This window comes from Paenirhizobium cremeum (genome assembly GCF_022884085.1).
Lineage (GTDB): Bacteria > Pseudomonadota > Alphaproteobacteria > Rhizobiales > Rhizobiaceae > Allorhizobium > Allorhizobium cremeum.
This window is the reverse complement of sequence record NZ_JAGGCS010000017.1, coordinates 16,104-31,578: the sequence shown is the minus strand read 5'-3', so window position 1 is coordinate 31,578 and position 15,475 is coordinate 16,104. Positions and strand designations below refer to the sequence as shown.

Sequence of the window (15,475 nt, the reverse complement as noted above, 5' to 3'; positions counted from 1 at the left end):
GGACCGATTGTTCCCGGCTACTCCTGGCCTGATTATCCTTCGCGGCTCGGGCGCCTGCCGGCGAAGAGATCGGCATGTGCCCGCATCAGCCGCGTCATGCGATCGACAACGGTGCGGATTTCCGGGCGATGCCGGTCGTCATTGTTCATCACGATCCACTGGCGATGGCGCAAGGCTCCGATTTCGCCGCCGGCCCGTTCGAGCCTCGGTTCCAGGTCGCCGGCGATGCAGGGCAGCACGGCAATGCCGGCGCCGGCGATAGCCAGATCGCGCAGCGAACTCGGTCGGTTGACGGTGACGACGATGCTTTCCGGCCGGTTTTCATGCGGCCAGCGAAGATAGGATGAAATGGCATTTTCCGGATCGACCGCCAGCCAGCGGTTTTCGCCGTCGCCATAGTTGCGCGCCCTGTAGGCGGCGTAGGCGACCTCGCCCAGGAACACTTTCGCAAGGTTCTGCTCCTCCGGTTCGAAGGCCCTGATACCGATATCGGCCTCCCGGTGGGCGAGACTTGCACGCTGTTCGGCGATGAAGAGATCGATGCGGAAATCGTCGCGCCGGGTGCAGATCGCCGGAAAATTCTCGCTGATGAGACGGGCAACCCAAGTGCCGGCTGCAATGCGCACCAGCGCGCGCGCTGCCGCTCCCTGCCGCCAGGTCTCGACCCGGCGGATCGCCGCCTCCATTTCTCCGAGATGGGAAAGAAGCTCGCGGCCGTCATCGGTCAGGCGATAGCCCGTCTGACTGCGCAGGAAGAGTTCGCGACCGAGCCGCCGCTCCAGTTCGATCATACGCCGACCGATCGTCGCCGGGCTTAGGCCGCTCGCGGAAGACGCCCCCGTCAGCCCTCCCCGGCGGGCGACTTCTATAAAAAGCTGATAGGCGTCCCAGGCGATGTTTTTCATGAGTGAAAGATATCGCACGGCTTCTGGCGTTTATCCATCGGAATTGGACGTATAAATCGAAAGACGGATTGTGGACCTTAAAGGAGATCCGTCATGCTTAGCGCTCTGGCGACACTTATTGCATTGACCGGCCCGACGCAGCCGCCGGCAAGAACGGCCGAAGCCGAACAGGCCTTTTACGAAACCCATACCGGGCCGTTCGGTGGCCGGCTGTCGCGGTGGCGTCGACGGGTGGGAGCAGGGTTCAGGCAATTGATGGCGCGAACGGCGGTTGCGAAGCGCTCAACGGTGGAGAGCCGTTCGTCGAAAGGAGACATCCGCAGGATCGCGGCGTCCGGCCGGCAGTCGCTCGCGGGCCGCGAGCGGACATCGTGCCGTCAATGTTGACGCTTCAGCCGGCGAGGCCGATAGCGAGTGCAGCGATGGCCGCAGCCGCGCCGAAGCAGATGATGGCCATGTTGCGAAGACGCGCCAGTTCGGCGTCGCGCGTTCTGGCAATGGCGATGGCACGGGACTTGCGATCTTGTCTGTTGTTCATCGGCTCTATCCTGGAGACTGCCGTTCAGGGAAATCAATGCCGTTTCTGCGCGGCAATCCGGTCCGACCTCATGTCCCATTCCGAGTGGCATCTTGCACTGCGGAATGCCGGCATAGGTCGAGAATGATCTAGCCACGTTAACAAGAACTAAATTATGGCATTAAGCTTGCGCAAAACACCATGAATGCGGAAATTTTGTTGCTGCGCATGCAAAATGCTGCAATTGCGACAATTCTGTCACATGCTTTCGCCGGCAGCGCGGCCGGAGGCCCAGGCCCACTGGAAATTATAACCGCCCAGCCAGCCGGTGACATCGACACATTCGCCGATGAAGTAGAGTCCGGGCACGGATTTCGCCATCATCGTGCGGGAATCGAGGCCGGCCGTATCGATGCCGCCGAGGGTGACTTCCGCCGTCCGGTATCCTTCCGAGCCGGCGGGCTTGATCGGCCATCTCCAGAGGAAGGAACCGATGGTATCCAGAACCTTGTCGGAAAGGTCCGCAAGCGGCCGTTCGATGCGGTGAAGCTCGGCGACATATTGCGCAAGCCTCTTCGGCAGATGCTGCGCCAGCACTGTCTGCACGGCCTGCCGGCCGTTTTCCTTCTTTGCAGCCTTCAGCAGGGCGGAAAAATCGAGATCCGGCTCCAGCGACAGGGTGATTTCGTCGCCTTCCCGCCAATAGCTCGATATCTGCAGGATGGCGGGGCCTGAAAGCCCCCGGTGGGTGAAAAGCAGCGCCTCTCGAAACGCCGTCTTGCCGTGGCGGGCCTCCGCGTCCACCGCAACACCGGAAAGCACCGACAACTCCGCCAGCAGATTGGGTTCCAGCGTCAGCGGAACGAGGCCGGGCCGTGTCTCGGTGACCGCCAGGCCGAAATCCCCGGCGACGCGATAGGCAAAGCCGGTCGCGCCCATTTTCGGAATGGACTTGCCGCCGGTTGCGATCACCAGCGCCCGCGCCTCGACGGGGCCCTCATTCGTAGCGACACGGAAAGTGTCCACGCCTTTTTCGATCCCGACGATTTCCGTCCCGAGCCGCAGTTCGACGCCGCCGGCACGCATCTCATCGAGCAGCATGCGGATAATATCCTTGGCGCTGTCGTCGCAGAAAAGCTGTCCGAGCGTCTTCTCATGCCAGGCGATCCCGTGCTTCTCGACCATCGCAACAAAATCGGAGGGCGTGAAACGGGCGAGCGCCGATTTGGCGAAATGCGGGTTGGCGGAGAGAAAATTCTTCGGCCCGGTATGGATATTGGTGAAATTGCAGCGACCGCCGCCGGAAATGCGGATCTTTTCCCCCGGCGCCTTCGCATGATCGAGCACCACGACCGAACGGCCGCGCTGTCCAGCCGTCAGAGCGCACATCATGCCGGCCGCACCGGCGCCTATCACAGCAACATCAAATATACGCGCCAATTTCCGGCCCCTGCGTCAAAGAAGATCTGTCTTTTCGATCGCATCTCCAAAGTCAATGATCTTCCCCCCTCGCCAATTCGAGAAGTCCGCGTATGATGACGCCATCAACAACCCCAACCGGTGAGACATGCCTCCGAAGAAAAATATGCTCAGACCCCAAGGCGCAGCGTCCAAAAAGGTGAGCATACCTCCGGATCCCGGGTCCAAGCGTGGGGTGAAGACATGGAAGGAAGCGACCGCTTGGCTGCGTGCCCGCGGCATTGAGGACATCGAGTGCATCACGCCCGATCTCGCCGGCGTTCCACGCGGCAAGATGATGCCGACCTCGAAATTCACCTCCAACACCTCGCTGGCACTGCCTTCCGCGCTCTACCGCCATACGATTTCGGGCGAGTATCCGGAGGAGACCGGCAACTTCCGCTACGAGCCGCGCGACAGCGACCTGAAGCTCATGCCCGACCTTTCGACGCTTTCCGTGGTGCCGTGGGAGACGGACCCCACCGCGCAGGTGATCTGCGATGTCGTCGGCTCCGATGGCGAGCAGACGTCCTACACACCACGCAACGTTTTGAAGAACGTGCTCAAGCTCTATGAGGACAAGGGATGGCGGCCGGTCGTGGCGCCGGAAATCGAATTTTATCTCGTAGCCATGAACGACGACCCGGACTATCCGCTGCATCCGCCGAAAGGTCGCTCCGGCCGTTCCATCCTCGGCGGCCAGGGCTATTCGATCGCCGGCATCAACGAATTCGACGAACTGATCGACGACATCTACCACTTCTCGGAAAAGCAGGGCCTCGAGATCGACACCCTGATCCACGAGGAAGGCCCGGCTCAGCTCGAAATCAACCTGCGCCACGGCAATCCGATCGAGCTTGCCGACCAGGTGTTCCTGTTCAAGCGCACGATCCGCGAGGCGGCGCTGAAGCACGGCATATACGCCACCTTCATGGCCAAGCCGATGCAGGGCCAGCCGGGATCGGCCATGCACATCCACCAGTCGCTGGTGGACGTCGAGACGGGCAAGAATATCTTCTCCAATCCGGACGGCTCGGCCTCGAAGGAGTTTTTCCATTTTATCGGCGGCATGCAGGCCTTCGTGCCGAAGACGCTGGTAATGATGGCGCCTTACGTGAATTCCTACCGCCGCCTGACGCCGGACATGTCGGCGCCGGTAAACAATGCCTGGGGTTATGACAATCGCACTACGGCCTTCCGCGTGCCGGTTTCGGATGCCGCCGCCCGACGCGTGGAGAACCGCCTGCCGAGTTCGGATGCCAATCCGTATCTCGCGCTCGCGGCTTCGCTTGCCTGCGGTTATCTCGGCATCGTCAAGCAGGTCGAGCCGACGGCCGCCTCCGAGGGGACGGCGAACGAGGGCTCGGTCGAGCTGCCGCGTGGGCTGCTCGAAGCCGTGTCGCTGCTCGAGTCCGAACCCGCTCTCGCCGAAGTGCTGAGCGAGGAGTTCATCGGCCTTTATGCCGGCGTGAAAAGGGGAGAGTTCGAGACCTTCATGCAGGTCATCAGTCCGTGGGAACGCGAATTCCTGCTGCTGAACGTCTGATCCCGTAGGAGTTTTCCCATGTCGTGGCAAAGCCCCATCGCGCCGGGCATCTCCTGGTATCAGGAAACCGTGGCCGAGCGGCCGGACTATCCGGCGCTCGACGGTTCCAGACAGACCTCCGTCGCCATTATCGGCGGCGGCTTCACCGGCCTGCAGGCCGCCTATAACCTTGCGACGTCCGGCGTCTCCGTCGTCGTGATCGAAGGCTGCCGCATCGGTGACGGCGCGTCCGGCCGCAATGGCGGCCAGTTCGGCACCGGCCAGCGCTCGTCGCCCGACGAACTCGAGGAGGAACTCGGCTTCGAACGCTCCAAGGCGCTGTTCGACCTTGCCGAAAACGCCAAGAAATACGTGCTCGACTTTGCCGCCGAACACGACATCGACATGGAGTTCCTGCCGGGCCAGCTCTACGTCTCCCACAAGGCGGGCTACGAGCGTGAGTATCGCCAATCCGTGGAGACGACCGTTACCCGTTACGGCTATCCGCACATAAGCTTCATGGACGGCAAGGAGACGGCGGAGCGCGTCGGCTCCAAGCGCTTTTTCTGCGGCACCCGGGATACGGGCACCGGCCATATCCATCCGCTGAAACTGCTGGTCGGGCTCGCCCGGGCGGCGAAACAAGCCGGCGCCGAGATCTTCGAGATGACCAGGGCGACGTCGATCCGGCAATCTGCCGGCAAGACGCGGATCGAAACCCCGTCCGGCACGATCACCGCCGAGCGGGTGCTGATCGCCACCAATGCCTATATCGAGAACCTCGAGCCGGTGACCGCCGCACACGTCATGCCGATCCGCTCCTTCATCGGCGCGACCGTGCCGCTCGACAAGTTCCCGGACGTCATTCCGGGCGCGGAAGCGATCGCCGATTCCCGTTTCGTGGTGCGCTACTGGCGCAAGACGCGCGACGGGCGCCTGCTGTTCGGCGGGCGGGAGGCCTATACGTCGGACACCCCGGGCGACATCTCATCCCACATCAGGCGGCAGATCGCCGAGATCTATCCGGGACTTTACGACATCGAGATCACCCATGCCTGGGGCGGCTCCGTTGGCATCACCCTGCCCCGCAAGCCGTTTGCGCGAGAGGTGATGCCAGGCGTAATGTCGATCGGCGGCTATTCCGGCCACGGCGTCATGCTGTCAAATTACTGTGGCAAGCTTTATGCAGATTCGATCACAGGAAAGACCGGCGAACTCGATCTTTTGAAGGACCTGAAGATCCCGCCCTTCCCCGGTGGCGCGAAGTTCCGCAGTCCGCTGCTGTTCCTTGCGCTCACATGGTATGCACTGCGGGATAGATTCTGATTTTTTCGCACTTGCGTGCTTTTCAGGCTCGGGGCCACTGGCTTTTTTAAATCGATTAGATTAGAAACGAAACCGACAGTGCCGAGAAAGAGAAGCCCGCATGAGCAGTCAGATCATTCCCGTGGAACCCTTTGACTATGTCGTCTTCGGCGGCACCGGCGACCTTGCCGAGCGCAAGCTCCTGCCGGCGCTCTATCACCGGCAGCTCGCCGGCCAGTTGACCGAGCCGACCCGCATCATCGGCGCGTCGCGCACGCCGATGACCGACGAGGAATACCGCAAGTTCGCGGTGGACGCCCTGAAGGAGCATCTTCGGCCCGATGAATTCGACGATGCCGAGGTGGCAAAATTCAGCGCCCGCATCTTCTATGTTTCCGTCGACGCCAAGTCGAACGACGGCTGGGACAAGCTGAAGGCGCTGCTCGACAGCGGCAAAGACCTGGTTCGTGCCTTTTATCTGGCAGTTTCTCCCGCGATCTTCGGCGACATCGCCGACAAGATCCGGGATTTCAAGCTCATCACCAAATCCACCCGCATCGTCGTCGAAAAGCCGATCGGCCGCGATCTCGCCTCGGCAGAAGCGCTGAACGACACCATCGGCAAGGTTTTCAAGGAAGAGCAGATCTTCCGCATCGACCACTATCTCGGCAAGGAAACGGTGCAGAACCTGATGGCGCTGCGTTTTGCCAACGCGCTCTACGAGCCGTTGTGGAACTCCGCCCATATCGACCACGTGCAGATCACGGTCGCAGAATCCGTCGGCCTCGAGGGTCGCGTCACCTATTACGACAAGGCCGGCGCGCTGCGTGACATGGTACAGAACCATATCCTGCAGCTTCTCTGCCTTGTGGCGATGGAAGCGCCCCACTCGATGGACGCGGAAGCCGTTCGCGACGAAAAACTCAAGGTCCTGCGTTCGCTGAAGCCGATCACCTCGGCGAATGTCGAGAAATTCACCGTGCGCGGACAGTACAAGGCCGGCGCTTCCGCCGGCGGCCCGGTCAAGGGCTATACGGAAGAGCTGGAAGCGGCCTCCGACACAGAGACCTTCGTCGCCATCAAGGCGGAGATCAACAACTGGCGCTGGGCAGGCGTTCCCTTCTACCTGCGCACCGGCAAGCGCCTGGCGAGCCGCGTTTCCGAAATCGTCATCGCGTTCAAGCCCATCCCGCACTCGATTTTCGACGAGGCAGCGGGCCGTATCGAGGCCAACAAGCTGGTCATCCGCCTGCAGCCGGATGAGGGCGTCAAGCAATGGCTGATGATTAAGGACCCCGGTCCGGGCGGCATGCGTCTTCGCCATGTCTCGCTCGACATGAGCTTCGCGCAGGCCTTCGACGTGCGTAATGCCGATGCCTATGAGCGCCTGCTGATGGATGTCATCCGCTCCAACCAGACGCTGTTCATGCGCCGCGACGAGGTCGAGGCGGCATGGAAATGGGTCGATCCGATCCTCAAGGGCTGGGAAGAACTCGGACAGCGCACCCAGGGCTATACCGCCGGGACCTGGGGGCCGAGCCAGGCGATCGCTCTCATCGAACGCGACGGTCGGACGTGGCACGAAAATGACTAGGAACGGGCTGATGGCACATCACATGCACGCCTTCGAGACCCGTCCGGCGCTCGCCGAAGGGCTGGCGAACCGGGTGACCAAGGCGCTCGAAGCGGCAATCGAACTCAAGGGCTCGGCAACCATCGCCGTATCCGGCGGTTCCACGCCGAAGGCTTTCTTCGAGGTGCTGTCCGGCAAGCCGGTCGAATGGGACAAGGTGACGATTACCCTCGTCGACGAACGTTTCGTGCCGGCCGACAATTCGCGCTCCAACCATCTGCTGCTTTCCACCCATCTGCTCAAGGGGCCGGCGGCGGCAGCGCGCGTATTGCCGCTTTATCACGACGCCGCCTCCATCGAAGAGGCGGCCACCATTGCAACCGGCGAGGCGAGATCGCTCGGCGCGCCCTTCGATGCCGTGATCCTCGGCATGGGCAATGACGGCCACACCGCATCCTTCTTTCCCGGCGGCGACCATCTGGCCGAGGCACTCGATCTTTCTCTGCCGCGCCGGGTCATGACCATGGAAGCCGAAGGCGCCGGCGAACCCCGCCTCACCTTCTCCTTCTCCGCTCTTTACGATGCCCGTTTCCTCGCGCTTCATATCGAGGGGGCGGAAAAGAAGGCCGTTCTGGACAAGGCCCTTGCCGGCAGCGACGAAAACGAGATGCCGATCCGTGCCGTACTTGGCCGGTCAGCGACGAAACCCGATATCTACTGGGCTCCCTGAGACATCAGGACAGCCAAAAGCCGTCCGTAAGCGGATACTGACCAATCTGACCCGGAAAGCCGGGCCTTGCGTGGCTGAAAGCGCCCGAGCGCGCGCCGCGCGTCACGACAGGAGGATTGTCCGATGAGTGCCGACAGCCGTATCGAAGCCATTACCCGCCGCATCGTCGAGCGTTCGAAGCCGACCCGCGAGGCCTATCTCGACCGCGTGCGCGCCCAGATTTCCAAAGGGGTGCATCGCTCGGTTCTATCCTGCGGCAATCTCGCCCATGGCTTCGCCGTCTGTTCCCCCGGGGACAAGGCCGCGCTTTCCGGCGACCAGGTTCCCAATCTCGGCATCATCACCGCCTATAACGACATGCTTTCGGCCCACCAGCCGTTCGAGACCTATCCCGCCCTGATCCGCAAGGCGGCCCACGAGGCTGGCGGCGTGGCGCAGGTGGCGGGCGGCGTGCCCGCCATGTGCGACGGCGTCACCCAGGGCCAGCCGGGCATGGAGCTTTCGCTTTTCTCCCGCGACGTGATCGCCATGGCGGCCGGCATCGGGCTTTCGCACAACATGTTCGACGCCGCCGTCTTCCTCGGCGTCTGCGACAAGATCGTGCCCGGCCTTGTGATCGCGGCGCTGACCTTCGGCCACCTCCCCTCCGTCTTCATTCCCGCGGGACCGATGACATCGGGGCTTCCGAACGACGAGAAGTCGCGCATCCGCCAGCTTTATGCAGAAGGCAAGGTCGGCCGCGCCGAACTTTTGGAAGCGGAATCGAAATCCTATCACGGTCCCGGCACCTGCACCTTCTACGGCACCGCGAACTCCAACCAGATGCTGATGGAGATCATGGGCTTTCACATGCCCGGCGCCTCCTTCATCAATCCCAATACGCCTCTGCGCGACGCGCTGACCCGCGAGGCTGCGAAGCGCGCACTGGCGATCACCGCGCTCGGCAACGAGTTCACGCCGGCCGGCGAGATGATCGACGAACGCTCGATCGTCAACGGCGTGGTCGGCCTGCATGCCACCGGCGGCTCGACCAACCACACGCTCCACCTCGTCGCCATGGCGCGTGCGGCCGGTATCCAGCTCACCTGGCAGGACATTTCCGACCTTTCGGACATCATCCCCCTGCTCGCCCGCGTCTATCCGAACGGTCTTGCCGACGTGAACCATTTCCACGCTGCCGGCGGCATGGGCTTCCTCATCAAGCAACTCCTCAAGGCCGGCTACCTGCATGACGACGTGCGCACCGTCTTCGGTCAGGGACTTGCCGCCTACACCATCGATCCGCAGCTCGGCGAGGACGGCACCGTGGTTCGCCAGCCGGCGCCTGAGGAGAGCGCCGATCCGAAGGTGCTCTCCCGCATCGAGGCCCCGTTCCAGCCGAATGGCGGCCTGAAGATGCTGACCGGCAATCTTGGCAAGGCGGTCATCAAGATCTCGGCGGTCAAGCCGGAACGCCATGTCGTCGAAGCACCTGCCATCGTCTTCCACGACCAGCAAGAGCTGCAGGATGCCTTCAAGGCTGGCAAGCTCGACCGCGATTTCATTGCCGTCGTCCGCTTCCAGGGACCGAAGTCGAACGGCATGCCGGAACTGCATCGCCTCACCCCGCCGCTCGGCGTGCTGCAGGACCGCGGCCATAAAGTGGCGCTGGTCACCGACGGCCGCATGTCAGGCGCGTCCGGCAAGGTGCCGGCCGCGATCCATGTCACCCCCGAGGCCGTCGATGGCGGCGCCATCGCGAAGATCAAGGATGGCGACATGATCCGGCTCGATGCCATCGCCGGTACGCTGGAAGTGCTGGTCGATGCTGCCGAGTTTGCCGCGCGCGCGTCCGCTACTCCGGATCTCTCGGGCAACGAATTCGGCCTCGGACGCGAACTTTTCGCACCGCTCCGCCGCGTTGCCGGCGCTGCCGACATGGGGGCCAGCGTTCTCTACTGAGCGCGTCTCATTGCCTTTGAAATTCCTGGCTAGAGCCCGGATACGAGACATCGTTTCCGGGCTTTGCGCGTCTGGCGCCGCTTGGCCGCCGCGTGGCGCGCCATCGCGGCGCACTAGGCGACAGCACCGAAATCGGGTCAGCCGAAGGCCACGCAGACGAGATAGGTCAGCCACGCAATCACCGCCGCAGCCGGAAGCGTCACGATCCAGGCGATCACGATATTGCCGGCGATGCCCCAGCGTACTGCGGAAACGCGGCGCGCGGCGCCCACGCCGACGATGGCACCGGTGATGGTGTGGGTTGTCGAAACCGGAATGCCGAGCCATGTCGCACCAAACAGTGTCAGCGCGCCGCCGGTCTCCGCGCAGAAGCCCTGCATCGGATTGAGACGAGTGATCTTCGACCCCATGGTGTGGACGATGCGCCAGCCGCCGAAGAGTGTGCCGAGCGCCATGGCCGTCTGGCAGGAAATCACCACCCAGAAGGGCACATAGAAGGTGTCGCCGAGGTAGCCCTGCGAAAACAGGAGCACGGCGATGATGCCCATGGTCTTCTGGGCGTCATTGCCGCCATGGCCCAGCGAATAAAGCGAGGCTGAGACGAATTGCATGACGCGGAAGGTCCGGTCGACGGCAAAGGGCGTCTGGCGCACGAAAATCCACGAGACGATCAGCACCAGAACCAGCGCCAGAAAGAAACCGATCATCGGCGACATGAAGATCGCGGCCACGGTCTTGCCGAGGCCGTAAAAGACGATCGCAGCGCTGCCGCTCTTGGCCAGCCCGGCACCGACGAGACCACCGACCAGCGCGTGCGAGGAACTGGACGGGATGCCGAAGACCCAGGTGACGATGTTCCAGACGATCGCGCCGACGAGAGCGGCAAAGATCACCTGCGGGCTGACGATCGCAGGATCGATGATCCCGGTTCCGAGCGTTTCCGCCACATTCAGGCCGAAGAACATGAAGGCGATGAAATTGAAGAAGGCGGCCCAGCCGACGGCGAACTGGGGGCTCAGCACGCGCGTCGAGACGATCGTGGCGATCGAATTGGCGGCATCGTGCAGGCCGTTCAGGAAATCGAAGAAGAGCGCCACGCCGACGAGGGCGATCAGCAGAGGCAAAGCAAGCGTGGCGTCCATCAGACGTTCTCGATCACGATGCCGCTGATCTCATTGGCGACGTCCTCGAAGCGATCGACCACCTTCTCCAGCTCGCCATAGATCTCGCTTCCGATCAGGTAGGCCATGGGATCGCTGGAGCCGTAGCGCTTGAACAGCTCCTTCAGACCCTTCTCGTAAAACTCGTCGGAACGCCCCTCGACGCGCATGACCTCCTCAGCGATTTCGTTGAGGCGATGGGCATTGGCGCCGATCCTGTTGAGCAGAGGAATGGCCTCGGAGATCAGTCGGGCGCATTCGGCGATCATGAGTCCAATCTCGCGCATGCCCGGCTCAAAGCTCGTCTGTTCATAGAGGCGGATGGTTTTGACCGTCTTCTGCATCATATCGATCGCGTCATCCATCGACTGGATCAGATCCTTGATGTCGCCCCGGTCGAAGGGAGTGATGAAACTACGGCGGACGGCCTGCAGAACCTCACGGGTAATGCCGTCGGCCTCGTCTTCGAGATCGATGATCTTCTGGCCGTGGGCCTCGATGTCACCTTCGCCGGCGAGCAGATCCTTCAGCGCATTGGCCGCCCCTACCACCGTGCGCGTATGGCGCTCGAAGAGAATGAAGAATCCGTCCTCTTGGGGAAGAAGTCTTTTGAACAGGCTTATCATGCATTCGTATCCAATCGGTCATATCCCGTGGAGGGACTGTCATAAAACTGTCATAAATGAAAGAAGAAGGCTGCAAAAGCTGGAAATTCAAGATAATCGTGGACTGTCATAAAGCCGCTATCGCCGCCCGTTCCAGCTTACCGTTCGAGATCCGTTGCCCAAGAAAAAGACCTTCCTGATGAAGCTTGCCGAGACAGGCGGTCCGCTCTTTACGGCGAAGTGGCTCGAGCAGTATGCGGCGATCTGCTTCCGTCGCTCGCCCGAAACGGGAGCGTTCGAGGTCTTGCTGATTACTGCGCGGGGATCGGGACGGTGGGTGATCCCGAAGGGCGGTCCGATGAAGGGAAAGACGCCCCGCGAAGTGGCGGCCCAGGAGGCTTTCGAGGAGGCAGGCGTCAGGGGCAAGGTCGGCAAGAAGCCGCTCGGCCGCTATAGCTATGTCAAGCGGCTGGACAATGGCGAAAACCTTCCCTGCATCGTCGAGGTCTTCACGCTGGAGACGGTTTCCGTCGCCGAGGCCTTCAAGGAACAGGGCCAGCGGCAGGCCGTGTGGGTGCGTCTTGCCGAGGCCGGCAGCTATGTCGAGGAGCCTGAATTGCGCGGCCTGTTTGCCAAGCTCGAAACCCGCCTGCGCAAGATCCCGCCGGATACCGCCTGAGGCAACCCGCCAAGATCCCCCAGGAAAAAGGCGCGGACAGGGCCCGCGCCTTTCATCGTTTCGGAGACCGCCGGTTCAGGCCCTGCCGCCATTTCGACGGGCATCGATGCTGACCGGCCCCGGACCGGCCGCCACCAGATAGAGAAAGATGAAGCAGAACAGGATAGCCGCCACGCCGCCGTTCTGGGAGGGGAAGACGCTCTGCGGAAAATGCGCGATGAAATAGGCGAAGGCCATCAGGCCGGAGAGAATGAAGGCCGCCGCCCGGCTCATGAAGCCGATCAGCAGCAGGAAGCCGAGCGTCAGTTCGAAAAGGCCGGCGATCCATGGCAGCGACAAGACCGGCGGCACGCGTTCGGCCACGGGAAAATGCAGGATTTTTTGGGTTCCGTAGCTGAACAGCACGAGCGCGGAAACGATGCGCAGCAGGCTGAGAAGATAGGGGCTGGCCTGGTCTAGTCTTTGCTTCACGAGGGAAGGCTCCTTGATGCTGATGGATGGAGGGGAGAAACTCCGGGATGGGCAAGCCTTCCGATATCCCATCCGCCGCGTCGCTCAACACACGTTCGCCCACCGGAAATCACGTTCCGGTGAGCTTTCGCGGGCGGTGGATAATTTCAGGCAGCGGCTGGCACGGGCCGCTGCTTTACGCCGAGAAGAATGCCGATTGCCGCGACCACCAGCACCAGACTGCTGGCCATGAAGACACCGGCCACACCGTTTGCATCGAAGATGATGCCACCGAGCGCGGCCCCCATGGCAATGGAGAACTGGATCGCCGCGACCAGCAAGCCACCGGCGCTTTCCGCCTCATCCGGAACATTGCGCGCAAGCCAGGTGGACCAGGCGACCGGCACGCCGCCGAAGACCAGACCCCAGAGGGCAACAATGATCGCGTTGACGGCAAACGGCGTGTCGCCTGCAACCAGCACAAAGCCCATGCCCGCCATCAGGAGCGGCATCAGCGTCAAGGTGAGCCGCAGGCTGTAGCCGATCAGCGGGCCGGCCGCGAGCGTGCCGAGGAAATTGGCGAGCCCGAAGCCGAGCAGCACGGAGGACACCACCTCGATGCCGCCCCCATCCGATTCCAGGAATGGCCGCAGATAAGTGAAGAACGCGAAGTGTCCGGCAAAGACCAGCGTCGCCGTAACGATGCCGAGCGCGATGCCCGGACGGGCCAGCACGTCAATGAAGACACGCAGGCTTGCGGCACCCGTCGGCCTGAGCTTCGGCAGCGACAGGAACTGCATGACCAGGGCGACGAGACCCAGCCCCGCAGCGAGCACGAACACCGCACGCCAGCCGGCCAGCGCACCGAGATAACTGCCGAGCGGTGCGGCGACGACGGTCGCGGCGGAGACGCCGCTGAAAATCATCGACAGCGCCCGCGGCACCAGCACGGGCGGCACCAGCCGCATGGTCACCGCCGTTGCCATTGCCCAGAAGCCGCCGATCGCTGCCCCGAGCAGCACCCGGCCGATCAAAAGCAGCGTCAGCCCGGGGGCAAAAGCGACCAGAAGGTTGGAGAGGATCAGAAGGAGGGAGAAGAACATCATCAGGTGCCGCCGGTCGACGCCGCGGGCGACCGGCGCGATGAGCAGGCTGGCGACCATGCCGACCACGGCCGTCGCCGTTACCGCCTGCCCCGCCGCTCCCTCGGTAACGTTCAGTTCGGCCGCAATCGGTGTCAGAAGGCTTGCCGGCAGGAATTCCGCCGTCACCAGCGAAAAGACGCCGAGCGCCATGGAAACGACCGCCGCCCAGGCCGGCTTTTCCGCACCGCCTCCAGCGCCGGATTGTTCGAATGTAGGGTTCATCGGTTTGTCCTTGGATTGGGCGTTTCCGGCAGTAATGCTTGACGGTTTTGCCTGCCGGAAACGGCATGAACAAAGGGATGGAGCGCTTCCGGACGACGGATGTTTCGGCCGGCGATGCTCCAGGTGAATGATGCAGCGCAGAATTTATGCTGGACTCTCCGGACGATCCATGTCACAAACTCCGTAATGCTTGATCGAAAGTCCGAAAATCCGGCAGCATCGGCCGGCGCCTACCCTGATCCGGATCTCGTGAGCGAATTGCTCATGGGCATGCGGTTGGTTGGCCTCGAATACCGGCGGATCGAAGCCACCCCGCCCTTCGGCCTCGCGTTCGGCGAGGTGGAGGGCCGCGCCCAGTTTCATTTCATCGCCCGCGGTCCGGTTTACCTGCGCACGCCGGGCGGCCAGCTTCACACGATGGAGACCGGCTCCGCCGTGCTCCTGCCGCGCGGCGGGCCACACGCACTCGTCTCGTCATGCGACATCGCATGCCAGGACGTTCGCGCGCTGGAGTCAAAGCCGATCTGCGCCAGCGTGAGCACGATCAAGGCTTGCGATAACGAAGCCTGCGGCAGCGACGGGCGCATTCTCGTCTTCAGCGGTTGCATGGAATTCGACCTTGGCGGCCTTCATCCGCTCGTGGGGATGATGCCGGAAGTCATGCTGGTCGGCACGCTGTCGGACCGCTATCCGGAAATCCTGCCTATGCTGGAGGCGATGGAACGCGAGACAAGGACCGCACGCGCCGGCTTTGCCGGCATTCTCGCGCGGCTTGCCGATGTGGTTGCGGCCTTCATCGTGCGCGCCTGGGTCGAATGCGGCTGCGGCGATGCCACGGGTTGGATCGCGGCTTTGCGCGACCCACGGCTCGGGCGCGTGCTGGTTGCTCTTCACAATGCGCCGGGCCATGACTGGACCGTCGCCGAACTGGCGGAACGGATGGGCGCCTCGCGTTCCGTCTTCGCGGAACGTTTTCTGGAAGTGACTGGCATGACGCCGGTGCGCTACCTGACGGAGTTGCGCATGCGGCTCGCCTCCCAGTGGATCGCTAGGGACCGCATGCCTATCGAGACGGCGGCGCTGCGCCTCGGCTACGGTTCGCAGGCAGCCTTCAGCCGTGCCTTCAAGCGCGTCATGGGCCATCCGCCCCGAAGCTTCGCCTCTGCCGCCGCGGCCGGCGCCGTCTGATCGGCACGTTCCTTCCCCGCTGGCGCGCATTTGTTGATTTCGGTCATTAAGACATTAGACACCTTGTTTATT

Annotated in this window: 15 protein-coding genes; 8 read left to right on the top strand and 7 right to left on the bottom strand. The window is 62.7% G+C overall.

Features of this window, described 5'->3' with window-relative positions:
• Window positions 1-32: 32 nt before the first annotated feature.
• Complete coding sequence (locus J5N58_RS22890) at window positions 33-905, bottom strand: LysR family transcriptional regulator (protein ID WP_113339698.1); 873 nt, start codon at window positions 903-905, stop codon at window positions 33-35.
• A gap of 93 nt (window positions 906-998) precedes the next feature.
• Here J5N58_RS22890 and J5N58_RS22885 point away from each other — a divergent pair, with 93 nt between their 5' ends.
• Window positions 999-1,292: a hypothetical protein gene (locus tag J5N58_RS22885; protein ID WP_162758908.1), complete on the top strand. Its 294-nt coding sequence runs from the start codon at window positions 999-1,001 to the stop codon at window positions 1,290-1,292.
• Window positions 1,293-1,296: 4 nt separating this feature from the next.
• Here the strand turns inward: J5N58_RS22885 and J5N58_RS22880 are convergent, their stop codons facing one another.
• Both J5N58_RS22880 and J5N58_RS22875 read right to left on the bottom strand, forming a co-directional pair.
• Entirely contained in the window at window positions 1,297-1,443 is a 147-nt protein-coding gene (locus J5N58_RS22880) for a hypothetical protein (protein WP_244713238.1), read from the bottom strand.
• A 237-nt stretch (window positions 1,444-1,680) separates the two neighbouring features.
• Window positions 1,681-2,862, bottom strand: a complete 1,182-nt coding sequence (locus J5N58_RS22875) for a BaiN/RdsA family NAD(P)/FAD-dependent oxidoreductase (protein ID WP_244713236.1) — start codon at window positions 2,860-2,862, stop codon at window positions 1,681-1,683.
• A gap of 127 nt (window positions 2,863-2,989) precedes the next feature.
• Between J5N58_RS22875 and J5N58_RS22870 the strand changes: the two genes are divergently transcribed.
• The 5 genes from J5N58_RS22870 (at window position 2,990) to edd (ending at window position 9,954) form a co-directional block, all read left to right on the top strand.
• Entirely contained in the window at window positions 2,990-4,426 is a 1,437-nt protein-coding gene (locus tag J5N58_RS22870; RefSeq protein WP_112828401.1) for a glutamine synthetase family protein, read from the top strand.
• A gap of 18 nt (window positions 4,427-4,444) precedes the next feature.
• Entirely contained in the window at window positions 4,445-5,731 is a 1,287-nt protein-coding gene (locus tag J5N58_RS22865) for an NAD(P)/FAD-dependent oxidoreductase (protein ID WP_112828402.1), read from the top strand.
• A 100-nt stretch (window positions 5,732-5,831) separates the two neighbouring features.
• A complete protein-coding gene (gene zwf / locus J5N58_RS22860; protein ID WP_112828403.1) occupies window positions 5,832-7,304 on the top strand; it encodes a glucose-6-phosphate dehydrogenase in 1,473 nt (490 codons plus the stop codon).
• 10 nt (window positions 7,305-7,314) lie between these two features.
• Window positions 7,315-8,013: a 6-phosphogluconolactonase gene (pgl, locus tag J5N58_RS22855; RefSeq protein ID WP_112828404.1), complete on the top strand. Its 699-nt coding sequence runs from the start codon at window positions 7,315-7,317 to the stop codon at window positions 8,011-8,013.
• Between the two features lie 123 nt (window positions 8,014-8,136).
• Entirely contained in the window at window positions 8,137-9,954 is a 1,818-nt protein-coding gene (edd, locus tag J5N58_RS22850) for a phosphogluconate dehydratase (RefSeq protein ID WP_112828405.1), read from the top strand.
• A 137-nt stretch (window positions 9,955-10,091) separates the two neighbouring features.
• Here the strand turns inward: edd and J5N58_RS22845 are convergent, their stop codons facing one another.
• Window positions 10,092-11,096, bottom strand: coding sequence for an inorganic phosphate transporter (locus tag J5N58_RS22845; RefSeq protein ID WP_244713234.1), 1,005 nt, complete (start codon window positions 11,094-11,096; stop codon window positions 10,092-10,094).
• The gene (locus tag J5N58_RS22840; protein ID WP_244713228.1) at window positions 11,096-11,740 is read right to left on the bottom strand and encodes a DUF47 domain-containing protein; all 645 of its coding nucleotides are present in this window, start codon (window positions 11,738-11,740) and stop codon (window positions 11,096-11,098) included. Before J5N58_RS22840 ends, J5N58_RS22845 begins: the two co-directional genes overlap by 1 nt.
• Before the next feature lie 178 nt (window positions 11,741-11,918).
• Here J5N58_RS22840 and J5N58_RS22835 point away from each other — a divergent pair, with 178 nt between their 5' ends.
• Window positions 11,919-12,398, top strand: a complete 480-nt coding sequence (locus J5N58_RS22835) for an NUDIX hydrolase (RefSeq protein WP_112828434.1) — start codon at window positions 11,919-11,921, stop codon at window positions 12,396-12,398.
• Window positions 12,399-12,473: 75 nt separating this feature from the next.
• On the opposite strand, the gene J5N58_RS22830 is transcribed toward J5N58_RS22835, so the two are convergent.
• Together J5N58_RS22830 and J5N58_RS22825 are read right to left on the bottom strand one after the other, a co-directional pair.
• Window positions 12,474-12,869: a DoxX family protein gene (locus J5N58_RS22830; RefSeq protein WP_244713223.1), complete on the bottom strand. Its 396-nt coding sequence runs from the start codon at window positions 12,867-12,869 to the stop codon at window positions 12,474-12,476.
• Between the two features lie 146 nt (window positions 12,870-13,015).
• Window positions 13,016-14,215 carry an MFS transporter gene (locus J5N58_RS22825; protein ID WP_244713217.1) on the bottom strand — a complete coding sequence of 400 codons (1,200 nt, stop codon included), beginning with the start codon at window positions 14,213-14,215 and terminating at the stop codon, window positions 13,016-13,018.
• A 186-nt stretch (window positions 14,216-14,401) separates the two neighbouring features.
• Between J5N58_RS22825 and J5N58_RS22820 the strand changes: the two genes are divergently transcribed.
• Window positions 14,402-15,403 carry an AraC family transcriptional regulator gene (locus J5N58_RS22820; RefSeq protein ID WP_113466929.1) on the top strand — a complete coding sequence of 334 codons (1,002 nt, stop codon included), beginning with the start codon at window positions 14,402-14,404 and terminating at the stop codon, window positions 15,401-15,403.
• Window positions 15,404-15,475 lie beyond the last annotated feature (72 nt).